This is a genomic window from Longirhabdus pacifica, from assembly GCF_004115085.1.
In the GTDB taxonomy this organism is placed as follows: domain Bacteria; phylum Bacillota; class Bacilli; order Paenibacillales; family DSM-105158; genus Longirhabdus; species Longirhabdus pacifica.
In genome coordinates, this window is the sequence record NZ_QXJP01000004.1 from 102,870 (window position 1) to 126,294 (window position 23,425).

The 23,425-nt window shown below is 37.6% G+C and carries 27 protein-coding genes and 1 other annotated feature; of the genes, 4 read left to right on the forward strand and 23 right to left on the reverse strand.

Translation table 11 applies throughout. The features are described from left to right. Positions 1 to 39 precede the first annotated feature (39 nt). From D1Z92_RS17210 to D1Z92_RS04480, 10 genes are all read right to left on the reverse strand, one after another. Positions 40 to 216 carry a capping complex subunit for YIEGIA gene (locus D1Z92_RS17210; protein WP_164931450.1) on the reverse strand — a complete coding sequence of 59 codons (177 nt, stop codon included), beginning with the start codon at positions 214 to 216 and terminating at the stop codon, positions 40 to 42. A gap of 6 nt (positions 217 to 222) precedes the next feature. Then, complete coding sequence (locus tag D1Z92_RS04440; protein WP_128894458.1) at positions 223 to 1,131, reverse strand: YIEGIA family protein; 909 nt, start codon at positions 1,129 to 1,131, stop codon at positions 223 to 225. 164 nt (positions 1,132 to 1,295) lie between these two features. Then, positions 1,296 to 2,522 (reverse strand): 30S ribosomal protein S1, encoded by a 1,227-nt coding sequence (gene rpsA / locus D1Z92_RS04445; protein ID WP_128894459.1) that lies wholly within the window; start codon positions 2,520 to 2,522, stop codon positions 1,296 to 1,298. Between the two features lie 208 nt (positions 2,523 to 2,730). Further along, positions 2,731 to 3,399, reverse strand: a complete 669-nt coding sequence (gene cmk, locus D1Z92_RS04450; RefSeq protein WP_128894460.1) for a (d)CMP kinase — start codon at positions 3,397 to 3,399, stop codon at positions 2,731 to 2,733. A 108-nt stretch (positions 3,400 to 3,507) separates the two neighbouring features. Beyond that, a complete protein-coding gene (locus D1Z92_RS04455; protein WP_128894461.1) occupies positions 3,508 to 3,693 on the reverse strand; it encodes a hypothetical protein in 186 nt (61 codons plus the stop codon). A 15-nt stretch (positions 3,694 to 3,708) separates the two neighbouring features. Then, positions 3,709 to 4,359 (reverse strand): flagellar brake protein, encoded by a 651-nt coding sequence (locus D1Z92_RS04460; RefSeq protein ID WP_164931451.1) that lies wholly within the window; start codon positions 4,357 to 4,359, stop codon positions 3,709 to 3,711. Between the two features lie 105 nt (positions 4,360 to 4,464). After that, entirely contained in the window at positions 4,465 to 5,787 is a 1,323-nt protein-coding gene (gene ypeB, locus D1Z92_RS04465; protein ID WP_128894463.1) for a germination protein YpeB, read from the reverse strand. Between the two features lie 132 nt (positions 5,788 to 5,919). After that, positions 5,920 to 6,705 (reverse strand): glutamic-type intramembrane protease PrsW, encoded by a 786-nt coding sequence (gene prsW / locus D1Z92_RS04470; RefSeq protein WP_240666568.1) that lies wholly within the window; start codon positions 6,703 to 6,705, stop codon positions 5,920 to 5,922. Between the two features lie 68 nt (positions 6,706 to 6,773). After that, positions 6,774 to 7,391, reverse strand: coding sequence for a genetic competence negative regulator (locus D1Z92_RS04475; RefSeq protein WP_128894465.1), 618 nt, complete (start codon positions 7,389 to 7,391; stop codon positions 6,774 to 6,776). A gap of 311 nt (positions 7,392 to 7,702) precedes the next feature. Continuing rightward, a complete protein-coding gene (locus D1Z92_RS04480; protein ID WP_128894466.1) occupies positions 7,703 to 8,101 on the reverse strand; it encodes a hypothetical protein in 399 nt (132 codons plus the stop codon). Positions 8,102 to 8,280: 179 nt separating this feature from the next. Here D1Z92_RS04480 and D1Z92_RS04485 point away from each other — a divergent pair, with 179 nt between their 5' ends. Beyond that, on the forward strand, positions 8,281 to 9,162 hold the full coding sequence (locus D1Z92_RS04485; RefSeq protein ID WP_128894467.1) for a polysaccharide deacetylase family protein: 882 nt from the start codon (positions 8,281 to 8,283) through the stop codon (positions 9,160 to 9,162). A gap of 442 nt (positions 9,163 to 9,604) precedes the next feature. Here D1Z92_RS04485 and D1Z92_RS04490 read toward each other — a convergent pair whose 3' ends face one another. Genes D1Z92_RS04490 through D1Z92_RS04500 form a run of 3 tightly spaced genes read right to left on the reverse strand, consistent with a single transcriptional unit; the run spans position 9,605 to position 10,782 of the window. After that, the gene (locus D1Z92_RS04490) at positions 9,605 to 9,820 is read right to left on the reverse strand and encodes a hypothetical protein (protein WP_128894468.1); all 216 of its coding nucleotides are present in this window, start codon (positions 9,818 to 9,820) and stop codon (positions 9,605 to 9,607) included. Beyond that, positions 9,817 to 10,410 (reverse strand): CPBP family intramembrane glutamic endopeptidase, encoded by a 594-nt coding sequence (locus tag D1Z92_RS04495; RefSeq protein WP_128894469.1) that lies wholly within the window; start codon positions 10,408 to 10,410, stop codon positions 9,817 to 9,819. The genes D1Z92_RS04490 and D1Z92_RS04495 overlap by 4 nt, the downstream gene beginning before the upstream one ends. 48 nt (positions 10,411 to 10,458) lie before the next feature. Further along, complete coding sequence (locus tag D1Z92_RS04500) at positions 10,459 to 10,782, reverse strand: rhodanese-like domain-containing protein (RefSeq protein WP_128894470.1); 324 nt, start codon at positions 10,780 to 10,782, stop codon at positions 10,459 to 10,461. Between the two features lie 144 nt (positions 10,783 to 10,926). Beyond that, positions 10,927 to 11,158, forward strand: a binding site (T-box leader). A 68-nt stretch (positions 11,159 to 11,226) separates the two neighbouring features. On the opposite strand from D1Z92_RS04500, the gene serA reads away from it, so the two are divergent. The 3 genes from serA (at position 11,227) to D1Z92_RS04515 (ending at position 15,033) form a co-directional block, all read left to right on the forward strand. Continuing rightward, positions 11,227 to 12,816 (forward strand): phosphoglycerate dehydrogenase, encoded by a 1,590-nt coding sequence (gene serA, locus D1Z92_RS04505; RefSeq protein ID WP_128894471.1) that lies wholly within the window; start codon positions 11,227 to 11,229, stop codon positions 12,814 to 12,816. Positions 12,817 to 12,915: 99 nt separating this feature from the next. After that, entirely contained in the window at positions 12,916 to 14,187 is a 1,272-nt protein-coding gene (gene serS / locus D1Z92_RS04510) for a serine--tRNA ligase (RefSeq protein ID WP_128894472.1), read from the forward strand. A gap of 21 nt (positions 14,188 to 14,208) precedes the next feature. Continuing rightward, positions 14,209 to 15,033 (forward strand): sulfite exporter TauE/SafE family protein, encoded by an 825-nt coding sequence (locus D1Z92_RS04515; RefSeq protein WP_128894473.1) that lies wholly within the window; start codon positions 14,209 to 14,211, stop codon positions 15,031 to 15,033. Positions 15,034 to 15,170: 137 nt separating this feature from the next. Here the strand turns inward: D1Z92_RS04515 and D1Z92_RS04520 are convergent, their stop codons facing one another. The 10 genes from D1Z92_RS04520 to D1Z92_RS04565 form a co-directional block, all read right to left on the reverse strand. Then, positions 15,171 to 16,604 (reverse strand): ATP-binding protein, encoded by a 1,434-nt coding sequence (locus D1Z92_RS04520; RefSeq protein ID WP_128894474.1) that lies wholly within the window; start codon positions 16,602 to 16,604, stop codon positions 15,171 to 15,173. A gap of 1 nt (position 16,605) precedes the next feature. Continuing rightward, positions 16,606 to 17,319, reverse strand: coding sequence for a response regulator transcription factor (locus D1Z92_RS04525; protein ID WP_206099708.1), 714 nt, complete (start codon positions 17,317 to 17,319; stop codon positions 16,606 to 16,608). 169 nt (positions 17,320 to 17,488) lie between these two features. Further along, positions 17,489 to 18,217, reverse strand: coding sequence for a pseudouridine synthase (locus D1Z92_RS04530; RefSeq protein WP_128894475.1), 729 nt, complete (start codon positions 18,215 to 18,217; stop codon positions 17,489 to 17,491). Between the two features lie 114 nt (positions 18,218 to 18,331). Next, entirely contained in the window at positions 18,332 to 18,865 is a 534-nt protein-coding gene (locus D1Z92_RS04535) for a spore maturation protein (protein WP_240666569.1), read from the reverse strand. 2 nt (positions 18,866 to 18,867) lie between these two features. Continuing rightward, positions 18,868 to 19,461, reverse strand: a complete 594-nt coding sequence (locus D1Z92_RS04540) for a nucleoside recognition domain-containing protein (RefSeq protein ID WP_128894477.1) — start codon at positions 19,459 to 19,461, stop codon at positions 18,868 to 18,870. An 18-nt stretch (positions 19,462 to 19,479) separates the two neighbouring features. Next, a complete protein-coding gene (locus D1Z92_RS04545) occupies positions 19,480 to 20,586 on the reverse strand; it encodes a D-alanyl-D-alanine carboxypeptidase family protein (RefSeq protein WP_128894569.1) in 1,107 nt (368 codons plus the stop codon). Positions 20,587 to 20,796: 210 nt separating this feature from the next. Beyond that, positions 20,797 to 21,225 (reverse strand): GerW family sporulation protein, encoded by a 429-nt coding sequence (gene ytfJ / locus D1Z92_RS04550; RefSeq protein ID WP_128894478.1) that lies wholly within the window; start codon positions 21,223 to 21,225, stop codon positions 20,797 to 20,799. A 75-nt stretch (positions 21,226 to 21,300) separates the two neighbouring features. Further along, a complete protein-coding gene (locus D1Z92_RS04555) occupies positions 21,301 to 21,999 on the reverse strand; it encodes a DUF2953 domain-containing protein (protein WP_128894479.1) in 699 nt (232 codons plus the stop codon). Positions 22,000 to 22,068: 69 nt separating this feature from the next. Then, the gene (gene scpB / locus D1Z92_RS04560; RefSeq protein ID WP_128894480.1) at positions 22,069 to 22,674 is read right to left on the reverse strand and encodes an SMC-Scp complex subunit ScpB; all 606 of its coding nucleotides are present in this window, start codon (positions 22,672 to 22,674) and stop codon (positions 22,069 to 22,071) included. Beyond that, a complete protein-coding gene (locus D1Z92_RS04565) occupies positions 22,643 to 23,419 on the reverse strand; it encodes a segregation and condensation protein A (RefSeq protein ID WP_128894481.1) in 777 nt (258 codons plus the stop codon). Before D1Z92_RS04565 ends, scpB begins: the two co-directional genes overlap by 32 nt. Positions 23,420 to 23,425 lie beyond the last annotated feature (6 nt).

Consider the following 23,425-nt stretch of genomic DNA (forward strand, 5'->3'; position numbering starts at 1 on the left):
CAACAATACCATGCATTTTTTAGCGATAATCACACCATTTTAACCGTGATCCACTAACATGATTGTATCATCCGATATTTGATGTGCTGTTGCGTCTAATATTTTTTCTAGTGTGAACGAAATTTGCTGCAATTCTTCTTCACTATTCGTATAAAAAATATACTTGCCGTTGACTACACTTTTATTTTGTGTCACGACCGCCATAATTCTTTTCATGTTTATTTATTCCCCCCCTTTTACAGGAGCCTCGGAAGGCATTCGAACACTGCTTTCAAGTAAAGGGACATTTTTGACCATTTGTACGGCTTTATCTATGTTGCAGTCTTTTACCACCAGTAAAATCCCTAGTCTGCCATCGTTGATGTCTAACTTAGCCATAGGTATTAATGCTGGCTCACCTGAATCCCTATAGGCACCTAACACCGTCGACAGATCATGAAGAATGGCTTTTCGTTGACCTAAATTAGATAACGATGCAGCACTATTTTTATTTTTTGGGACCAGCACGATACCGATTGCATGTTGCTTGATCAAATCTTGATTCACTTTTAATCCGACATTCATCATGTATATATCATCCACATACACATTGCTTTTTTCTACGTTTACCTTCCCAGCATACACATCTGCAACGTGGGAGATTGTTTTGCCTGTTTTAAGCATGGCTGAAATAATTATAGTAACGATACCAGCTAGAATACCAACCCAAAAGGAAAAAAGCACCACAAATAAAGCCGTGAAAAAGGAAGTGAAAATAACTAAATAATTTCTCCCTTCAAACACTAATGCAATGCCTTCTATATAGGTGGAGCCACGTGGGACCAGTTCAGAGCTGTCAATTTTGGTTAACGTTTCTCTTTCCATACTGCGTACATCTCTAAATTGTTGTGCAGCAAGTGCCAAAAAAGTCACTGCCGTATAATCTTGTTCAAAAAGTGCCGGAATGGCCACCGACCCTAATCCAGCTGCAATCACACCTAAAGACATATGAACAATGATTCCATGAGGGTATGTAGGATATTGTCTATAATCCGTCTGCAACATATATAGTCTAGCAACCAAACCGAATATAATGCCGATTATAATTCCCAACGTGTACCGCTCTTCAAACAAATAATCGAATTGGAACATGTTATCCTCCTTATCCATCAAAAAGCATCATGATTTTTATCATGATGTTTTGTTTAGTCTTTTCTTTAGGATGAGGATTCATGCCACATTTATACACAAAAAAACAGACTCCTTAGAGTCTGTTTTTAATATGGTTGTTAAAAGGAAAAGGAAAACCTATCTCCTTATTTAAATTTACTTAATTTATCTCCGAAACGCTCACCAAGTGTCATCGTAAGACCTTGATTGTTTTCTTCGATCAATTTCTTTTCTTCTTTCGTTAATTCCACATTTTCATTCACTTCAGTGTTTTGTGCTTTCGCTTCCGCTGTTTCTTTAATGCTTAAAGAAATGCGTTTTGCATCGGTATTAATTTCAAGAATTTTCACGTTTACTTTATTTCCAACCGTTAGCACTTCATGTGGAGTAGAAATGTGTTTGTTCGCAATTTGAGAGATGTGTACTAAACCTTCCACACCATCTTTTAATTCTACAAACGCACCAAAATCAGCAATACGCTTCACTGTACCTTCAACTTCTGTTCCTTCTGAGAAATCTTCTGTTACAGACTCCCAAGGACCAGGCTGTGCTTGCTTCATGCTTAAACTAATTTTACCTGCTTCTTGCTCTACTTTAAGTACTTTGACATTTACTTTGTCCCCTTCTTTCACTACTTCAGAAGGTTCTTTTACGTGTTTCCAAGATAGTTCAGAAATATGAACTAATCCATCTACACCACCGATGTCAACAAAAGCTCCGAATTTAGTCAAACGTTGTACTGTACCTTCAAGCTCTTGACCAACTTCTAATTTTCCCATAACTTCTTTTTTCGTCTCTTCTTGCTCTGCTTGAAGGACATCTTTTTGTGAAAGGATAACTTTGTTTGCTTCTTTGTCTAACTCTTTCACTTTTAAGCGCAATGTACGACCTTGGTAATCACTGAAGTCTTCTACGAAGTGAAGTTCTACCATGGAAGCAGGAACGAATCCTCTAATTCCAACGTCAACAACTAAACCGCCTTTTACCACGTCAGCTACAGTTGCTTCAAATATTTCGTTGTTATTTAATTTTTCTTCTAACTGTTCCCAAGCATTTTCACCATCAATAGCACGCTTAGACAAAATTAATTGCTCTTTTTCATCATCAACGCTGATGATTTTTGCTTCTACTGTTTGGTCTACTTTCACTGCATCTTCTGCAGCTCCAACTTTTACAGAGGAAAGTTCGCGAATAGGAATAATACCATCATATTTATATCCAATGTCAACAAATACTTGATCATCATCAATCTTCACAATTTTCCCCGTAACTGCGTCTCCAGCTTTGAGAGTTGAAACTTCTTTCATTGCAGACTCAATGTCAGTTTTTGCTTCTGTTTCTGTTACTTCATTTTTATTCAATTCTTCTGTCATTTTATGTTACCTCCTCATTCTCTCTACACTTCAAATCGTAGAAAGATTTAGCTTAATGTATTTATATAAAATGAATAATATAAGAACGATGTTTCGCTTTATCCTTGCAAAGGAAACAAATTTCTTCTTCATTTTATTAACGCTGAAATGTCATCGGCTATGCTCATTTCGCCTTACTTTATATTATTTTGCATTTCTCATGGTTTATTTATACAGGGCTTACTTGTCTACACTGTGTAATGATCTGCTGAACAACTTCTTCAATACTTAACTCTGTAGCATCAATAACAACAGCATCTTTAGCAACTTGCAAAGGTGATACTTCCCGGTTTTGATCTATATGATCACGATCCATAATTTCTTGTTTTAATTGTTCAAAAGTAATGGAAACATGATTGGCTTTCAATTGTTCATATCGCCTTGTCGCTCTTGCTTCTACGGAAGCAGTCAAATAAATTTTCACTTCTGCATCTGGAATCACTTCTGTGCCGATATCCCTTCCATCCATTACGACACCCTTCGCATCAGCTAGTTGCTTTTGCTTTGCAACAAGAATTTCACGAACTTCTCTAATCTTGGCAATGTGAGAAACTAATTGACCAACATTAGGATCGCGAATTTCATTTGTTATGTTGATACCATCTGCAAAAATGACTTCCCCGCCACTTTCAAAAGAAAGTTCAGTGTTGCGCATCAAAGTAACCACTTCATCAATTTGGTCTACAGAAATTCCTGCATCCATCACTTTCCACGTTATGGCTCTATACATTGCACCAGTATCAATATATGTAAGCTTGAGCTCATCTGCAACCAATTTCGCTACGGTGCTTTTGCCAGCTCCTGCAGGGCCATCTATTGCAACATTGATTTTTTTCAATGCAGCCCCTCCTAAATGAGATGAATTATCCACGAAAAAAGCAGGCAAAGCCTGCGAACGATAAACATTATATCATGAAATATCTTTTTTTGTAAAGAGTAGAAGACGTTACTCCAGCAATTTTACCCCTTCCATCTTTTCAGTTTCTACAAGCCTATTTCTAAGGTATTCAAATTGCAGCAACGACTGTGCTAAAATAAGCAGCAGAAGCAATACGATAGCTGCAACGATAAGCCACTTTTGTACGACGTTACTGAAAAGAATGAAATTTTTGATGTAATGGTTGTTTTTCATGATATCACCACATGTTTACATTTTCTTATACAATTCTAGCTGTCGCTCAATACAAAATTTAACGACATGCTGCCTGTCTTGCTCACTTATTTTTGTAAATTTAACCATATTTTTAATCAAATTTTTCTCTGGTTCTTGTCTTACAAGTTCACCTTCAAACGTGATTTTTACCTTATCTTTGTTTTTATACATGATATAAATATTCCCTTGTATCGTTTGCTCTGGGAAAAGTAGCACATCATCCTCATAAATAAAACACATGCCGCCCCCACTAATATCATGGGTAAAACATTGCCTATCTAATCCATTATTATTAATCTTAAACTTACATTCTAAACTTGCTGGCATGCGTAAAAAACTTCTACGCTGTTTTCTTGTAATCTGATCTAATGCAGGTTTCTCTATCATTACCTGTCTCATATGTTCCTTCTCCAACATAAATCCAAGTACTTTACTTTCGAAAAAATGTTGAATACCTTCATTATCGATAAAGCTAAATGAAATGTTTTCTCCTCTATACAACGTTTTTACTTTACCTGTTTTCACGTCTATCGGAATTTCGACAATGATTTCTTTTCCCCTGATGTCTGCAACGCGGGATCTGTACTCACTATCCACCTCATTCTCTACATGTGTAAATAAAAAATCATTAATTTTTGGAAACATCTTACCCCACCCAATGCTCTTTTTCATTATTATACCATGATCAAAATTTGTAACAACATTAGTTTTTTTGTAGCATTTTAGCGGTAAGATGTTCCTTTATAGTGTTTAAATTCTTTCTATTTCTTCTTCTGCTCCTGTCTTTGCATTAATGTAAAGCCGATATACACTTCCGTTAGAGCGTCCTGTAAATTGATAGCATAACACTTCTTCATTCAAACCATTTTTAATAATAGCCAGTGTGACATCTTGTATTTTGAAATTCCCATTCAATTTCCTTTTTGCTTCGTCCATAGTGATTTCCGGTTCTTCTATCGTTCTTTCTTTGTTTTCAAATACATAATCTGATGCTTGGAAACCAGTAATATCTCCATTATCTAAAGCTACTCTTACAATTACTTTTGCAGGGTATATGATGACATTGTCTTGATGAACAGCATAAGTAATACTAGCGACGTTGCCATATTCATCTACATTTGTTACTTGCATATCACCATAATCCGCGCGTTGTAAGAAATTTTTCCCTTTCTCTATTGCTTGATCCGTACTGAGTTGTTTCGCACCAATTTCTTTATCTTTGTAATACCAAATCAAGTGGCCGCCCTGCTTTGTATAGTCCATGTTCAATTTACTGTCATTGATTGTGGTGCTTACGCTGAACGTTTGATACTTTGTCTTTTTTCCATTTTCAGCAATATTAATGTCTTGATTATTGTTGTCTAATTTGAACAGCTTTGTCACTTTTTCTTTAATTTCAGCCATTGTAGAAGGTGTTCCTGATAATATTTCGTAGTTCTTTTCACCAAAGCTAGATACAGATGGCCCCCACTCCACTTCATCATACTCGCTAACTTTTTTATCCACTAACTTAAAACCGTTTATGATTTTATTATCAAACTTTTCTTTTGTAGTTGCTAATTCTAATTCTACGTCCATCCACTTCAAATTATCTGCTAAGACGGATTTTTGCACCCCTTGGATTTCACCAGAAATCTCTTTTGTACGTTTATACAAGGTTTCTAATGTTTTTATTTCTTTATTACTCATTGGTTTGACACTTAAATCTCTAATAGCTGTTTGATAAGTGAAGCTGGATAAGTTGGACAACAATTGATCTGTTTTATGAAAAGGCATCAACGTTAAAGGCAATTGACTGATTTCGGATTGTGCTTGATTCGTTATTCTCCATATGTTGATCAAACTTTTTTTCTGAAAATCTGTAGAAGTAGAACTTACAGCCAACGCATTACCTAGTTCCTGATTTAGCATTTGCACATGATAAGACAAATCATGAAACGATCGCTGGTATGTATTTTCTGCTTTCGTTAACACTGCTGTCTTTTCTTGATTTTCATTGTAGCCCCAATACGCTGTCCCTATTAATAAAAGTGCACAGATAGGAAATAAAATAGCGCTTATTTTTTTGTACATAAAAAAACCCCTTCCTCAACGTTAATGACTTTATTGTTCGTTGGAAGAAGGAGCTTTATGCATTTTTAGTTAGATATAACATCAATATTTTAGCGGTAATAAGTTGGTTAAACAGAGTCCATTCAAACTAACTTATATACTAACATCAACAAAATATGGTGACTTTTTGTTTAAGCTTTGCAGTCGGTATAAACTCAAAGCCCATAGAAATAACATAAATGGAATAATGATAGCATGCATCCATACGTTATATTGACTCATATTAATGTAATTAAAACTTCCGTGCCATAACACTGGAGATAGGATCGAAAGCCCTACATACATATATTTCTTCGTACCTGCTACATCAAACTTAGATAAAGCTAAATAATAACCCATCGTAACGGCAAACAAAGCATGTCCTGAAACAGGTAGTAATGCCCTAAGCATCATCACGGTGATACTAGCATCAAGTGACCATGCATACAATATATTTTCTAGAGTCGCAAAACCTAATGATACCGAAACAGCATATACGATTCCATCAGAAGGTTCATCGAATGATGAATGTGTGTAAACCAGATAATATAAAATGAACCATTTCAGAAATTCCTCAACGAGTGCAGATACAATAAAAGCATTTACAGCAACACCTTGTCCAACCCAAAGAATTAGCCCTCTTTGAATAATAACTACGGGCAAAACAATTAAAACTCCTGCTACAAATAACCTTAAGATGAGCTGAAATGGTGGTGATGTATATTCGTGTTTTAAATAAAAATAGAGCATCAGGGCAATTCCAGGAGCAAGTGCTGCAATAATTCCAGAAATGACCGTCAACTGAATTAACCCCCAAACAAAAAAAGACTTCACCGTGTTATTTAGTCCATGTTCAAGGGCAGAAAAACCAGATGGTTTGTAACAACCACCCGCTATCATTCTTCCTTACATGTGTAGACTTGGGGCTCACCCGCTAAATAAAGATGAACTAAACAATGAAATCTTATTTATGAATTAAAATGCTGCTTAATAACCTCCAGCGCATTTTCCGCTATGATTACTTTACCATACTCCACTAGAAAAGCTTCTGTCAGCACTACTTTTTCTCCGTACTCTAATAAAGTAGCATCTAGTAAAGCATGTTCTGTGCTTTCACTATCAAAAGGACTAAACTGCAGTACGTATTGATTTTGATAATGATATAATGTGCCACCGTTCTCCACCTCAAGATGAAGTCTATGAACAGCAGAGACTAAATCTTCAAAATCGGCGAAAGAAACCGTTAACCATTCATCTTCCTCATCATCCATCGTGACTTGCATATCATACATATGCTCTTCTAACTCTATGTCATCCATTTCTTCATTTGACTTATCATGATCAAATTTTCCTTTTGTCACAATAACAACCATCCCTTGTGCGGGTAAAGAAAAGACCTCAACACCTAAAGGTCCTATCGCTTCAAACCCTAGTTCTGTATAAGCCTGATCCATCATATCACTAAATAATTCATGAACCTTAGGAATTTCCCTCCACATATCATCCTTCTGAATGCCGCGTTCTACCAAGTCGTCAAATGTTAGGAAAATCCTTATTTTGTCTTGACTTAATCGTTCTATTTTCATGAAGGACCCTCCTTGCTACATCCTATATGTCTAAAATATGTTATACCTTAAAAACTGTGAATAAAAAAGGCGTGTACGAAATATTCACTTGCTGATAAAGATATAATATAAAGTGTTTATTGAAATGTTGGATCAAAAAATTATGATACAACATCATCGTATCATTAATCACTCATTTTTGCACTATAAAAATATAATATTAAATAAAAAAAATGCAACGAAAAAATCATTTCCACTACATATAATAAATGGAAATGATTTCTTGTTAAAATGAGTATGACATTGTGTTTGTTTCAGGTGTTCATTTACATTTAATGAACGCTTGTTGACTGTTCCTTGCTTTCACTTAATATTTTGTCCACTTCATGCTTTACTTTCGGATCTTGATTTACAAGCTCCTTTACCTTGTCTAACCCCACTCCATCTTTTCCCTTACTACTACTCACACTTTTGCTATGCATGGATGACTTACTGTTTGTGCTACTGTTGCTGCTGGTGTCTAGCTTCGTATGGTTCATTTGTTGACTAAAATATTGCTCTAATCTGCCGTCTACCATATCTTTCATAGCATCTTTTGCAGAATGCATCATGGTGTTCAGACCGTTTCCCACTTCTGTCATCATTTGCATTCGTGCTTTTTTAGTTTCATTCATATACATTGTGGCTACGGCACCGAACATAACACCCATTATAAACCCAGTAGTACGCATGGCTGTAACCTCCATTCTTCTCTTTTTTGTAGCACTTTTAGCTTTTGCTACTTACGTTATCTCATGCAACGTAAATGTAGGAAAAAGTGAACGCAGTAGTAGGCACATTTTTCATAAACCGTTATAATGTAAATACATTCACTTTTAGCAAATTTAAACATAATGGGAGAGAAAAAAGTATGAACAAAAAAATTCTTTTAACTTCAATGTTAGCTTTTCTCGTCGTAGCTGGATGTCAATCCGATTCATCGTTGGATACAGCCACAGATGAAACAGAACCTTCTCAGGAGGTAGTGGAACAAGTGGTAACTGACGGCACAAAGGAGCAGGAACAAGATAATAATGAGAGCAATACAGAAGAAACGAGCCAAGATGATGACATGGAAGAACAAAATAACCAGTCTGTAGAAGTCGATAAAATATATTATATGGATCAAAATTACATCATAAAGCCGATGAATGAAAATGTAGACAGCAAAGTCGTACTATTAACGTTCGATGATGGACCGAAAAAAGAAGAAACGGTAGTGGAAATGTTAAATATTTTGGAAGACCATGATGCGAAAGCCATTTTTTTCGTTAATGGACATAGAATAGAAGTAAATCCAGAGCTACTTACTACCATTCATGAAAAAGGGCAAATCATTGGCAACCATGCGTGGGATCATATTCTATTGGATGAATTGACGAATGAAGAGATTGACCAACAAGTCGATGACGTGCAAGACATAGTGGAAACATTAACAGGAACAGCGCCTCAATTCTTTCGCGCACCACATGGAAAAACGAATACGTACTTAAGAGAAAAGTTAGCAGCTTCGGATATTTTATATATGAATTGGTCCAATGGCTCACTGGATTGGAGTGCCAATCCCGATGAGCAAAATGCACAATTTGTCATCGATAACGTCATGAACCAACTCCATCAAGGGAGCAATATTCTTATGCACGAAAACACCTGGACGATTGAAGCACTAGATACGTTATTAACCAAACTAGAAGAAGAAGGATATTCCTTCGTAGATCCTGCAGCCATTGATATTCATTATGAAGTAGAATAATAAAATCGGCAGGTCTCATATATCAATGTAAACTGAATTTCTACTGAGATTGTTTAGAATAGGGAGAAATGAAAATGGAATGGATTATAGATAAGTTGAATGAACTTGTTCAACCAACTTATTACCACTAAGCATAAGATGGAGAAATCTCTACATCAGTTTTTACGCCTGGCTACTGAGGCGTAAACTTGTATCTCATTATTTCTCCATCTTATATAGCTTGTGTTGCACTAGGAATTGCTGTTGAATGTGATTTGAAAAGAAAAAAATTGGAAAACCGAATAAACGAACTAGAAAGACAAATGGATATGATGCAAAAGTGAGCTACTACGCGTATTAATTAACATTTGCAAAACCAGTTGAAGACATTACTTTAACTTATTTTAAAAAAGCCCACCTAAAAAAGGTGGGCGTAATATACCGTGAAACATAATGCAGGATTCTACAATGATTTCCCCCACATCATTAAACTTACAGTGAGAGCTAAAAATACTAGTACTAACGTCAAATAATAAAGTCGTATGTATTTCCCTTTATTAGAAGGATGTTTGTGTCTACGAGAAGTAAAAGCATACTCTTCTGCTGCTTGATCTTTTTGTTGTTCTTTTTGTAAGTTCTCGTAGTCCAATTCCACCCTTGGCATATGTTGATTATTCATTTTTTCCTCCTAAAACGAAGCACGCAACCGGATATAAAGTCAATGAGAAAATGAGCAAAGATAGGAGCCCATAACGTACCTGTCACATCATAAATATATCCTAATCCGAAACTGGATGCAAAAACGATACTGGTCATCAACCAGTGCTGTAAGTAACGAAAATGTATAGCGGCAAAAAATACACTTGTCCAATAATTTCCCCAAGCGTGCTGCAATGCTCCGCGAAATAACATCTCTTCACAGAAAGCAACGATGAAAGAAAGCACCGCAATGTGCAAAATGTTACGATTACCAAAAATCTTTTCATTCACTCCACCATCGTCAATCACATGTTCCGGAACAAATTGCGATAAAACAAGATCCAATAACATAAGTACGATTGCAAACCCTAAGCCCCACCATAACCATGTTTCATAATTGGATAAAGGAGAAAATAATCCTGGTGGCACTCGTTGTTGAAAAAACAACATGATAAGCGCGATCGTTAACGTTAAACCTTGCGTAAAATATAAATTTATCAACAACAAGCGATCGCTTATATTATCTATGTTTACACGTTTGAATTTTAAACGATATTTTTTTTTCTTCATCAAAATCCTCTCCATCATTGTTACAACAAGTTGCAACCACTTCCACTTTCAGTCGTATGCAACACCTTTTTGTGCAGCGATAGCAGCCATTCCACCTACAACATTGATGACATTTTCATAACCATGATTCACTAAATAGTCCGCAACGAATTGACTTCGCATGCCGTGTGCACAAACGGAATAAATAGCTTTATCTTTTGGTAAACGATCTAAAGAATAAGGTACATCGTTCATAGGAATAAATAATGCTTCATCTAATTTATATTGTTCATATTCATGCGGTTCTCTCACATCTAAGATAATAGTTTGAGCCAGCTCTTGATTCTCGAGTTTTTGCAAAAATTCATCTACTTCTATTTGTTTCACGCTCATTTTTTTCCCTCCTGCTGTTGTAAACCACACTTTTAATAATCTCAGCATAACCAATCAAACGTTAAAATTCAAGTAATGAGAATGCAACTTAAGCCAAATGAGTAGTTGACAGTACAAAAATCTCATGATAAAGTTGTAAAAAATTAAAACACGATGACGGAGCCAAACTTATATCGTAAACTTTAGAGAGCCGATGGATGGTGCAAATCGGTGTTGCGAAAAAGCGGAGCACTCCAGAGTGATTATGTTGAACGTACGTAAGTAGATATAATCGGTTTAAAACCGTTATCATTAAGGTCAATGACCTACTAAGGCCTGAACGTGTGAACGTTCGGTAAATTAGGGTGGCAACGCGAAAATAACTCTCGTCCCTTTTCATACAAATAAAAGTATGGGGCGAGGGTTTTTTTATATACACTTTTATCTTTAGGAGGAAACCATACCATGTTTAAAGTACTAGTTTCAGATCCAATCAGTGATATTGGAATTCAACAGCTTCACGATGCTACAGATGTACAGGTAGACAAAAAGACGGGACTTGCTGAAGAAGAATTACTTTCTATTATCCATGAATATGATGCACTTCTCGTCCGTAGCCAAACTAAGGTAACCAAACGTATCATGGAACAAGCAACACGTTTAAAAGCCATCGGAAGAGCTGGGGTTGGTGTGGATAATATTGATTTGGATGCAGCAACAGAGAGAGGCATTATTGTTGTGAATGCTCCTGACGGAAACACCGTTTCCACTTGTGAACATGCTTTTGCTATGATGATTTCTTTAGCAAGAAATATCCCCCAAGCTTATGCTAAAACGATAACTGGAGAATGGGACCGCAAGTCGTTTGTAGGAGCGGAACTACGCGGTAAAACGCTCGGTATTATTGGTATGGGTCGTATCGGTAGTGAAGTAGCGAAAAGAGCGAGAGTATTTTCCATGCAAATCATCGCTTATGATCCGTTTCTTTCAGAGGAAAGAGCAGAGAAATTAGGAGTCACCTTAGGGTCTGTAGAAGAGGTGATTACGGCTGCTGATTTTATTACCGTGCATACTCCTTTAACGAAAGAAACACACCATATCATTGGGAAAGATCAATTTATGCAAATGAAAAAAGGGGTTCGCATTATTAACTGTGCACGAGGTGGCATCATTGACGAGCAGGCATTGGTAGAAGCTTTAGATATGGACATCGTGGCTGGAGCAGCATTTGACGTATTTGAACAAGAACCTCCTGCACCAGATCATCCATTTTTATCTCATCCAAAAGTTGTGGTTACTCCACATTTAGGTGCATCTACTGTGGAAGCACAAGAAAATGTAGCTATCGATGTTGCGGAAGAAGTACTGCATATTTTGCGTCAAGAGCCATTTAAAAATGCAGTAAACATTCCTCCTGTTTCTCCAAGTGTGCTAAACAAATTACAACCATACTTTGAACTTTCAGAAAAAATGGGTCAGTTCGTGGGGCAAATTGCGAACGGTGGCGTTCGAGAGATTAAAATAAATTACTCTGGAGAACTAGCAGATGTGGATACGACTCCACTAGCACGTTTAATTATAAAGGGCATATTGTCGCATCACTTTGGCAATGATGTCAACATTGTCAATGCCATGCATTTAGCTAAATCAAGAGATATTCATATTGAAAGAATGAAATCTTCAAAAACAAAAGGTTTTACAAACTTAATAACTTTAAGCATTCATACGAATAATGAAGAAAGACAAATTGCAGGAACGTTGTTAAACGGTTATGGTCCACGCATTGTGGAAATCGATCACTACCCAGTAGATATCGCGCCAGATGGTAATTTCCTTTATGTTTCTCATCATGACAAGCCAGGAATGATTGGTCATATTGGAACGTTATTAGGTAGCAACGATATCAACATCGCAACGATGCAAGTAGGACGTAAGCAAGCAGGTGGAGATGCGATCATGGTGCTTACTGTGGACAGGCTGCTTGATAAGCCTGTATTACAAGCACTGCATCAACTTGAAGCATTAACTTCTGTGAAATCTGTTGTCCTGCAGTAACATTGCCTATTTCGGTATGCTAAAACAAAAAGGAGAGTCGGGAGTTCATTCTTCTGGCTCTCTATTTTTATCCACAATGTATGAAAGGAGACATGATTCATGTTAGATATGAAACGTATTCGCAAAGAACAAGCACAAGTGGAAGCTGCGCTAAAGAAACGTATGGATAACGTCGATCTCACACCGCTTGTTCAAATAGATGAAGAAAGAAGAGCATACATTCAACAAGTAGAAAAATTGAAAATGGACAGGAACACTTTTTCAAAACAAATTGGAATGCTAAAAGGGGATACCGATGCTTCTGACCAACTGAACAACATGAAGTCTTATATACAAAATGTGAATGAACAAATTACACAAATCGAAACAAAGTTGAAACATTGCGAAGAACAACAGCATGATATGATAGTACAGTTACCAAATATACCCGAAGATGATGTTCCTGCAGGTGGAAAAGAAAACAATCAGGTCATGAAGCAATGGGGAGAAAAACCTACCTTTGATTTTGAGTGGAAAGATCATATGGCACTTGCTAAAACATTACACATCATAGATTATGAACGCGGTGCTAAACTTGGAGGAAGCGGTCATTGGATGTATGCTTCGCAAGGGGCTCAATTGGAATGGGCGTTACTTAACTTTTTCATTGATACGCACATTAAAAATGGATATCAATTTATTTTACCACCACACATTTTAAATGAGCAGTGCGGTTACAGTGCAGGTCAATTCCCCAAATTTAAAGAAGATGTTTTTTATACGGACGATCGTCAACACTTTTTATTACCAACCTCTGAAACTGCATTAGTCAATGTTCATCGTGACGAAATTGTACAACTTGAAACATTGCCAACAAAATATGTCGCCTATACTCCATGCTATCGGAGGGAAGCAGGAAGTTATGGTGCAAATGAAAGAGGCATGATACGCGGTCATCAGTTTAACAAGGTAGAATTAGTTCAACTTACGACCCCCCAGCAATCAGATGAAGCTTTGAATGAGATGCTGCATACAGCGGAACACTTAGTTCAACAATTAGAATTACATTACCAAGTTACAAAACTCGCTGCAAAAGATTGTAGTCATTCCATGGCAAAAACATTTGATGTGGAAGTGTGGATTCCAAGTATGAACGAATATAAAGAAGTCAGCTCTGCTTCTAATGCCAAGGATTATCAAGCAAGACGAGGCAACATACGGTTTAAAGAAGAAGGAAATGCAACACAGTATGTTCACACATTAAATGCTTCTGCACTAGCTACTAGTCGACTTGTACCTGCTTTATTAGAGCAGCATCAACAACAAGATGGTTCCGTTAAAGTACCTAAAGCGTTACACAAATGGCTTGGCTCAACCCTCTTATCTCACTGAGTACTAAAGGAGATCTAAAAAATGAGTATTACCTTTATTGCTTTACTGTTAATGATAGGTTACCTTTCCGCCGTTTTTGGCAGCATTGTCGGTCTAGGCGGCGGAATCATTATCATTCCATCTTTAATGTATTTAGCTCCAACTCTGTTAGATATAGAAATATCTCATCCTGTTGCTGTAGGGACTTCGATGGCTGTACTTATCGTTACCTCTTTGTCTTCTACACTGCAGTTTCGCAAGCAAAAAAGAGTAGATGAGAAAAGCGCTATCAGCTTCTTTGTCACTAGTGGACTTGCAGCCATGTTGGGAGCATCTGTTACCGCTCTGATGAATACGGCAACGTTTGAATTATCTTTCGGTATTTTTATGCTGTTTGTCTCGTTGCTACTTATATTTAAAAATAAATTTAACACGGCAAACATACACTGGAAGCAGCAAAAGACATACATAGACGAACATGGACAATCCTTCACATATGGTCATAGTCATGCTGTAGCGATGTTGATCGGGTTACTTGTCGGATTTTTATCCGGGTTATTTGGCGTAGGCGGCGGCTCTTTGTTTGTACCCGCTATGATTATCTTATTCCGATATCCTCCCCATGTCGCAACAGCAACTTCGATGTTTATTATTTTTTTATCGGCTATTTTAGGCACGGTGTCACATTATTGGCAAGGGAATATCGATATCACCTTAGCACTGATACTTGCCGTTGGAGCATGGTTTGGGGGCATTACAGGAGCAAAAATTACTACAAGGATGAGCAGCAAAGCGCTGTTGTGGACGCTCCGCATCTCATTTCTTGTCATTGCCATACGGTTGATTATAAAAGGGATTCTCGCGTAAGCTCTACTCTCTAGATCATTTTTCTAGTGATAGATTTTAGGCATACGAAAAGCGTAACCTTCGTTACGCTTTTTATTTGCATCTCACATCATTTTGTTTCATACATAAAGCCTTTCATACATAAAGCAAGTGACATGCTACGATATTTTCTTGGGACATGCCGTAGGAATAATGAAGAAAAATGTACTTCCTTTCCCCACTTCACTTACAATATCTACCGTGCCATGATGGGCTTCTATAATATTTCGCACAATAGAAAGTCCAAGTCCTGTTCCTGTATTGGAAGCTCTCGTCCTAGCTTTGTCTGCTTTATAGAAACGCTCAAATATATAAGGTAAATCACTTGGATCTATACCGGCTCCTTCGTCTGTCACAGCAATTTTGACCCCTTGTTTTCGGTTCAATGTATCGCTTTTTGCCCAAATGGTTATGTTTTTGCCTGATTGAGTGTGACGGAAAGCATTATCAATGAGATTAGTAAGTACTTGTTCTAGTCTGTCTTCATCAGCACATTCCAGTATAGGGAGGTCATCGTCGCAATCCAATTGCAACGTAATACCTTGCTCTTTCGCTAAGGTTTGAAACTTTCTCACGACTCTCTCCAGTAGCGCTGTTGTGTTGAGTTGTTGAAAATTCATTTCAACATAACCCGCTTCCATCCTCGCCAAATCAAGAAAATCATGCACTAATCTACTCATGCGTTTCGATTCATCATTAATGACTTTCGCTAATTCTTGTCGTTCTTCATATGTACTTGCAATGTCATCCAGTAACGCTTCGCTATATCCTTGCATCATAGATAACGGGGTGCGCAACTCATGAGATACATTAGCAACAAAATCTTTCCTTAATTTTTCTAATTGTTCCTCTTCTGTAATGTTACGAAATACTGCGACAACACCACGGACCATATTAAGGGAATATAGGGGAGTCATAACGACTGAATATGCATTGTTCGTTAAGTGTATTTTCGATGTTTTCTCTTTGCTTTCCCTTACTACTTGCTTATACAAGTCAATGAGGGGAAGTGGAATATAGTTGGAATTGGAGGAAGCATTATCTCCTTTTCCTTCTTTCCAGAAACGGAGCATATCTTCTCCTTTTGGATTGGCTAACATTACTTTACCGTCGGCATCAAATGTAATGACGGCGTCATTCATGCTTCTTAAAATAGAGCCAAGTTGTTCTTTTTCGTGACTTAAATCATGAATAGACTGCTCCATTTTGTGTGACATTTGATTGAAAGTTTGAGCTAACTTGCCCATTTCATCATTGGAACGGTACGGAACACGTATAGAGTAATCACCTTCCGCTATTGAATCCGCTGCTTTCTTCAATTCTAATAGCGGCTGTGTTATTTTGGTTGATAAAAAAAACGCAAAAAACGTGGAAAGCAGAAAACCAATAATACCAGTGTATATAAAAAGTCTTCGAATATCTAATTGTGCCTGCTCGTCCGTTTTAACATTAATATATTCTAACAAAAAGAAGCCTACAATAATTAGCACGACTAATACAAGTCCTATAATGGTCATCCATAGCTTACCAACAACACTTTTGGTTAATTTCACTTTATTTAGGCACCTCTAATTTATACCCTACACCCCACACGGTAGTAATCATATTCGCTGCTTCAGGAGAAATACGATTTAATTTTTCACGTAAACGCTTCACATGCGTGTCTACCGTTCTTAGATCACCAAAGAACTCATAATTCCACACATCCCGCAGTAAATCTTCACGAGAATATACTTTGTCAGGAGCACTGCTAAGGAAGTGCAACAGTTCGTATTCCTTTGGAGTCAGACTAATTTCTACTCCATCAACGGTAACTCGGTGCGCATCATGCTCAATAACTAAATGTTCGAAAACAATACTGTTATTTGTCATTGTTTCTTTCGATAAATATGCTGTAGTAGAAGACCTGCGCAAAATCGCTTTGACACGATAAATGACTTCTCTTGGACTGAATGGTTTGACGACGTAATCGTCTGCACCTACTTCAAATCCTTGTACTCTGTTTGCTTCTTCCCCTTTTGCAGTCAACATAATAATTGGTGTTGACTTATGTTGCCTAATTCTTTCACACACTTCCACCCCATCAATACCAGGAAGCATGACATCTAATAAAATGAGTTCGTAATCTTCTTCTAATGCTTTTTGTACCGCAATTTCCCCGTCTTCCGCTTCTTCAATATGAAATCCTTCTTTTTCAAGATACATCTTTAGAAGTCTGCGAATACGCTCCTCATCATCTACAACTAATATGCGTTGTTTTTCACTCATCATTACCCATCCTTTCCACTGCTGCAAAGGTGACCATCATGCATCGGTTCACCCATCTAGTGTTAACTTTGTACCATTGTAAATGAAATATTTTAACATTTGAACATTCCATTCATATTTACCTTGATTATACCGATTGACATCCATCTTATAAAGATACATTTTGAATTTAATGTGACTTGGAAGCTAATTTTTTCATCGATTTCACTTCTTGTTCACTTAGATGACGGTATTTGCCTCTAGATAAACCCTGTAAGGATAGTGGACCATAATTTACTCTTCTTAATTTTAACACGTCAGCGCGAATATGTTCTAACATTTTTCTTACTTGACGGTTTCTTCCTTCATGTATAATGATCGAAATAACGGATTGACTCATATCTGGCTGTACATCCGCATACTCTACTTCTGCTGGTGCTGTCATCTTCCCTTCCAGCATGATGCCTTGACGAAGCTTTTCCAAATCATTTCCGTGCGGCACACCTTTTACTACAGCATGATAGTGCTTCGGAATTTTATACTTCGGATGCATCAGCATATTCGAGAATTCACCATCGTTTGTAAGCAGCAAAAGACCCTCGGTATCGTAATCTAGACGACCGATAGGATATACCCTTTGTTTGACTTTCGTTAAATAATCTGTCACGACTTTTCTACCTTCAGGATCAGATATGCTAGATATTACCCCTTTTGGTTTATGAAACATAAGATAGATTTTTTCCTCAGAGCGAATAGGCTTGCCGTCCACTTTAATGATATCTTCCGTTACATCTACTTTCGTTCCAAGTTCACTAACAATTTCGTCGTTTACTTCGACTCTTCCTGCTAAAATAATCTGCTCACACTTTCTTCTGGATGCGATACCTGCTTGTGCGAGCACTTTTTGTAGTCTTTCCATGTTCACTTTCACCTCAAGTTATATCTTACCTATATATAACTAAAATCACAAGTCATTATGTATTTATTGCACTCTATCCATATATTACCCTCAGCATGAAGCAAAAACAAAGCTTCAAGCAAAAACAAGATAACAAATGGTCACTGCTGCCACAAAACCCACAAAATCCGAAATAAGACCTACTTTCAACGCATATTTCGTTTTACGTATTCCTACAGCGCCAAAGTAAACGGTAAGGACATACAGTGTAGTATCTGTACTCCCTTGTACCGTTGATGCGATTCTACCGATGAAAGAGTCAGGTCCGAATACGTTCATGAGTTCGGATGTATAGGCCAGTGAGCCTGCTCCTGTAATCGGACGTAAAATCGCTAATGGCAGTACTTCTCCTGGCACACCTAACGGCGTCACGATCGGTTTAATTGCTTCAATAAATAAATCCAGCGCCCCTGAAGCACGAAAACAGCTAATAGCGACCAGCATACCAACTAGATGTGGAATGATTTTAATCGCTGTTCCAAAACCATCTTGTGCCCCGTCTACAAACGATTCATACACCGGAACTTTTTTATATGCTGCATAAAGCGGAATGCCAACTATAATGATTGGAATTGCCCATATAGATATGGTGGTCACAATTGCATACACGATTATCGCCTCACAGACTTCATTTCTTTCATTTGATACCATTTATCTACCGTAATGGCCGTCATGGTAGATATACAAGTCGCGATGATGGTCGTACCTACTATTTCTGCTGGCTGCAGCGACTCAAAACTCATACGGATCGCAATGATGGTCGTCGGTATCACCGTAATACTGGACGTATTCAAAGCTAACAACGTACACATGGCCGCGCTTGCTGTCTGGGAATGTTGATTTAATTTTTGTAATTCCTGCATCGCTTTCAATCCCATCGGCGTAGCAGCATTTCCTAACCCCAGCATATTAGCGCTCATGTTGGATAGAATATATCCCATAGCGGGATGATCCTTTGGCACTGAAGGAAACAACCAAGATACGATTGGCCTTAATAATTTAGCCAACTTATGTAGTAATCCTGCATCTTCTGCTATCCTCATCATACCTAGCCAAAACACTAGTACACTAATGAGTCCAAAACATATCGTAACAGCAGTTTTTGCACCTTCGAAAACGGCTTCTGTCATTTGTTCTATGTTTCCCTGCAGGATGGCGACAATAAAGCTTACGACGATAAAGAACAACCATATAAAATTAACCATGTTCAAAACTCCTCTAGGCTACCGACTACCAGTCAGTACCACTTGTAACGTCTTCATCCATTTCCCTATGCCACTATCGCTGTTTTCATCAACAGAGAGTGAAGCAGAGGCAGGTTTCATTTGCTCTTTGTCTTGTTGTATTATGTTTAATGGCACATTGCCAATATGGTGACCTTTCAAATAGAAGTTTATTTTCCCTCTTTTTCCTAAACGATAAGATAAGGATGCTTTATCTTCTAAATCAATATCATATTTCACTTGTGAAAGTTCACTTTCTGTTAATGGATAGTAAAATGATTGCGAAGGTATGTATTGATTTTCGATAGGGTTGCTATCTTCTTCCACTAGTGAACGTAATGGATATGTTTCAAATCCATAATTTAATAAGTTCGCATGATCCACCCAATCATTGGGGTCATTTAACGTAACGACAGCCAGCTGCTGATTGTTTCTCGTCGCTGAAGAAATTAAACACCTTCTAGCGCTTACGGTATAGCCTGTTTTCACCCCATCTGAACCTTCGTAACGGGATAACATTTTGTTTTTATTACGCCAAATCATATCCCAGTCTTCTTCAGGGTCTGGAACTCGGACTGATTTGGTTTTCACGATATTTTGAAATGCTTCATTTTTCAGTGCATAGGCCGTTAATTTCGCAACGTCTTTGGAGGTAGATAAATGTCCATCTGCATCTAAACCATGAGGATTTTTAAATGTACTGTTCTCCATGCCAAGTTCTGTAGCTTTCTCATTCATTAAGTAAACAAACCCATCTAAGGAGCCACCTACATGTTCTGCAATGGCAACGGCAGCATCATTGCCTGATCGGAGCATGAGTCCGTATAATAAATGTTCTAAACTCATTTCATCTCCCGTCTGCAAATAAATAGAAGAACCTTCTACTCCTTCTGCATTACGTGACACTGTTACTTTGTCAGATAAATCTCCATGTTCTATTGCCACAATCGCGGTCATCACTTTCGTTAAACTTGCAATTCTCATCCGTTTATCTGCGTTACGCTCATATAAAACCCTGCCTGAAGTCACATCTATTAGTACAGCTGACTCAGCATGAATGTGGATTCCCTCTGCTTGTATCCACGACGAAGGGACGAGCAACATCATAACGATTGTGATCAAACCTATTTTCTTTCTCACCTATATCCAATCCTCCTGTACTACAAGTCATTTGTTATATCATGACGTGATGTTGTTCCTTTTTTTCATATATATGCTTATCCACTTCCAATATGTTTCCATAAAAAAAAGATGTCCCTATTAGAGACACCTTGACTCATGTTGTCATATGTGAAAATAAAAAATGAAACAAAACTTTTACATTACACCAGTCGAGTGATCCTGTTTATCTCCCTTAGAAAACACTTCTTGAAGTTTATCTACCATACGGGGAGCTGAATCAATGATGCGATCCATCAGGTGCGTTTGATTATCTAGAGGTACGACTTGTACTCCTTCTTTGCCAACCACTAAAAAGGCAATAGGTGTAATAGAGACGCCGCCACCGCTCCCACCACCAAATGGTAAAGCGGGTTGCTCTTCACTTTCTGCTTGCTGCTGTTCCCCATTCATTTGATAGTCGCTTCCGCCAGCAACAAATCCGAAACCGACTTTGGAAATAGGCATAATGACACTACTTCCATCTGGTGTTTGAACTGGATTACCTACAATCGTATTTACATCAACCATTTCCTTGATGTTCGCCAATGCAGTTTCCATCAAGTCTCCAATTGGATGATCTGTCAAAAAATATACCTCCTTCATCAACCATTGCAAGTTTTATACTTCCTTATCGTTCCCATAGTTCCACCGCGATATGTGTTAATGATCTGGAATTTGTTTGGGGTGTATGAATAACTTCCAAATCGTTTTTCGATCTGAGCTTTTTATCAACCTCCAAAGCAGAAGGACAAACATTTTACATAAAAAAAACAGACGATAGTGCATCACTACGTTGATGTCTGTTTTAAATACATTTGCATTGTATTGAGGAGTGACCGTAATCTTAGGCTCTTTTTCCCAACATACTAGCGAAGTGCCTACCCCGATAACTGCACTTTTCATGGTCCACATTACCCCTGTGCTAAGGGAGGTATAGACTGCATCGCGAAAACCAATTTTCGTTTGCCAAAGCAATGTTGTAATATGAATATGGCGCAAAGCATCGATAAGTAGTTCTCTAATGTTGAACGTATGCTTTACCATGAAGCGAAGACGATCCATAAATAGGTGTATCGTATCCATATCAATATCCAACTCGTTTTTTACTTTGTCGGTTGTTTGATTGAACTGCTCCTTCTTTTTACTTACTTTAAGCAGCAGTCCTCTTTTTAACCCTTCCCACTCCAACTTGGGGACATCATACTTTCGCTTGACTAGTCCATACAACGCCTTTATTTCTAATTTTATAAGATCATTTTTATCATCTTTTTTAAAGTGAAACGTGATATGTATAAGACTACATAGTGCAATGACAACCAAAACGAGCAGCACAATAGAAATGAGGACAAACCAAAGCATATAAAAAAACTCCTTAGTAAGAAAGATAGATAAGTATGTATACCTATAGCTTCTCCAAGGAGTAAAATATTATGTTTCTTCTATATCATCGAATGTTAACTGCTCTACGTTATCTAATTTATCGAACAACATCTTCGCTTCTGCCTCAAAATCTTCTGGATCAAACTGAGCAGCATTAGGAAGGTCTTGTAGTTCATTCAGTCCGAAATGCTCAAGAAAAAATTTCGTTGTCCCATATAAAATAGGTCTACCAATAGTATCTGCTCTTGCCACTTCGGTCACGAGATCTTTCACCACTAATGTTTGCAATGCTCTCTCTGAACGTACACCTCTTATTTCTTCAATTTCAATTCTCGTTATCGGCTGTTTATAAGCAATGATCGCAAGCGTTTCTAATGCCGCTTGAGATAATGTTCCTCTTGAAGGCGTATGTGCTAACTTTTGAAAATAAGGTGCATGTTCCGAAAGCGTCGTAAGTTGATATCCGCCTGCAATCTCCATTAGTTGGATACCTCGCTGCTGATCTACGAACTCCCTTTTCATTTCCTGAAGGATGCCTATTATTTCTTGTTGTGGTGTGTCCATTATGTTAGCTAGCTGTTTGACGTCCAATCCTTCGTCGCCAACAGCAAATAGTAACCCTTCAATTACTGCTTTCCGTTGTTGCCTGTCCATCCGTTTTGCCCTCTCCTCTATACTCCATCACAATGTCTTCGAAATTAGTATGTTGATACACTCTAATATGCTTTGTTTTCATTAATTCTAAAATAGCTAAAAATGTGACCACCACTTCCATGCGAGAATGAGCAGTTACGACTTTAGAAAATAGTATTTTTTGCTCTTTGCGTTGTTTGAAAATATCAAGGATATTTTCCATTCTTTCTTGAATCGAAATCTCATCTCTTTCAATAGTGGACACTTGATCTCGTTTTCCAGCCCGATGCAGTGCTTTCTGAAATGCAATCATTAAATCTGTCAGATCTAACCCTTGCACAGGGTTTTTAGGTGCACTGGGTAGAAACACACTCAGATCAATTGGCTCTTTAGAATACACTAAACTTTGCGCGACTTCTTTATCTCTTAAATGTTCTGCAATACTTTTATATTTCTTGTACTCTAGTAATTTTTCTACTAATTGCTGACGAGGATCTTCTTCCTCTTCTTCCCATTCATCTGCCATCATAACAGGTGGTTTAGGTAGTAACATCTTGCTTTTAATATGTAGCAGCTTGGAAGCCATGACTAAAAACTCACTAGTCGGTTCCAACTGCATCGTATTCATTTGCTGTAAGTATGCTAAGTACTGATCCGTAATTTCAACAATCGGTATATCTGCGATGTCGACTTCTGCTTTCTCGATTAAGTGAAGCAACAAATCTAACGGACCTTCAAACATGTCTAATTTATATTCTATCCCCAAAACAAT

What these genes read in the sequence shown, in the direction of transcription:
- D1Z92_RS04480 (WP_128894466.1), bottom strand. Translation starts at nt 8,101, where the DNA reads ATGCGTACTACTGGGTTTATAATGGGTGTTATGTTCGGTGCCGTAGCC.
- D1Z92_RS04540 (WP_128894477.1), bottom strand. Translation starts at nt 19,461, where the DNA reads ATGGTTAATTTTATATGGTTGTTCTTTATCGTCGTAAGCTTTATTGTC.
- D1Z92_RS04545 (WP_128894569.1), bottom strand. Translation starts at nt 20,586, where the DNA reads ATGATGTTGCTCGTCCCTTCGTCGTGGATACAAGCAGAGGGAATCCAC.
- D1Z92_RS04515 (WP_128894473.1), top strand. Translation starts at nt 14,209, where the DNA reads ATGAGTATTACCTTTATTGCTTTACTGTTAATGATAGGTTACCTTTCC.
- D1Z92_RS04525 (WP_206099708.1), bottom strand. Translation starts at nt 17,319, where the DNA reads ATGAGTGAAAAACAACGCATATTAGTTGTAGATGATGAGGAGCGTATT.
- D1Z92_RS04455 (WP_128894461.1), bottom strand. Translation starts at nt 3,693, where the DNA reads ATGAAAAACAACCATTACATCAAAAATTTCATTCTTTTCAGTAACGTC.
- D1Z92_RS04555 (WP_128894479.1), bottom strand. Translation starts at nt 21,999, where the DNA reads ATGCTTTGGTTTGTCCTCATTTCTATTGTGCTGCTCGTTTTGGTTGTC.
- D1Z92_RS04490 (WP_128894468.1), bottom strand. Translation starts at nt 9,820, where the DNA reads ATGAATAATCAACATATGCCAAGGGTGGAATTGGACTACGAGAACTTA.
- D1Z92_RS04475 (WP_128894465.1), bottom strand. Translation starts at nt 7,391, where the DNA reads ATGAAAATAGAACGATTAAGTCAAGACAAAATAAGGATTTTCCTAACA.
- serA (WP_128894471.1), top strand. Translation starts at nt 11,227, where the DNA reads ATGTTTAAAGTACTAGTTTCAGATCCAATCAGTGATATTGGAATTCAA.
- prsW (WP_240666568.1), bottom strand. Translation starts at nt 6,705, where the DNA reads ATGATAGCGGGTGGTTGTTACAAACCATCTGGTTTTTCTGCCCTTGAA.
- D1Z92_RS04460 (WP_164931451.1), bottom strand. Translation starts at nt 4,359, where the DNA reads ATGTTTCCAAAAATTAATGATTTTTTATTTACACATGTAGAGAATGAG.
- D1Z92_RS04530 (WP_128894475.1), bottom strand. Translation starts at nt 18,217, where the DNA reads ATGGAAAGACTACAAAAAGTGCTCGCACAAGCAGGTATCGCATCCAGA.
- D1Z92_RS04485 (WP_128894467.1), top strand. Translation starts at nt 8,281, where the DNA reads ATGAACAAAAAAATTCTTTTAACTTCAATGTTAGCTTTTCTCGTCGTA.
- D1Z92_RS17210 (WP_164931450.1), bottom strand. Translation starts at nt 216, where the DNA reads ATGAAAAGAATTATGGCGGTCGTGACACAAAATAAAAGTGTAGTCAAC.
- D1Z92_RS04500 (WP_128894470.1), bottom strand. Translation starts at nt 10,782, where the DNA reads ATGAGCGTGAAACAAATAGAAGTAGATGAATTTTTGCAAAAACTCGAG.
- D1Z92_RS04440 (WP_128894458.1), bottom strand. Translation starts at nt 1,131, where the DNA reads ATGTTCCAATTCGATTATTTGTTTGAAGAGCGGTACACGTTGGGAATT.
- serS (WP_128894472.1), top strand. Translation starts at nt 12,916, where the DNA reads ATGTTAGATATGAAACGTATTCGCAAAGAACAAGCACAAGTGGAAGCT.
- scpB (WP_128894480.1), bottom strand. Translation starts at nt 22,674, where the DNA reads ATGGACAGGCAACAACGGAAAGCAGTAATTGAAGGGTTACTATTTGCT.
- D1Z92_RS04495 (WP_128894469.1), bottom strand. Translation starts at nt 10,410, where the DNA reads ATGAAGAAAAAAAAATATCGTTTAAAATTCAAACGTGTAAACATAGAT.
- ypeB (WP_128894463.1), bottom strand. Translation starts at nt 5,787, where the DNA reads ATGTACAAAAAAATAAGCGCTATTTTATTTCCTATCTGTGCACTTTTA.
- rpsA (WP_128894459.1), bottom strand. Translation starts at nt 2,522, where the DNA reads ATGACAGAAGAATTGAATAAAAATGAAGTAACAGAAACAGAAGCAAAA.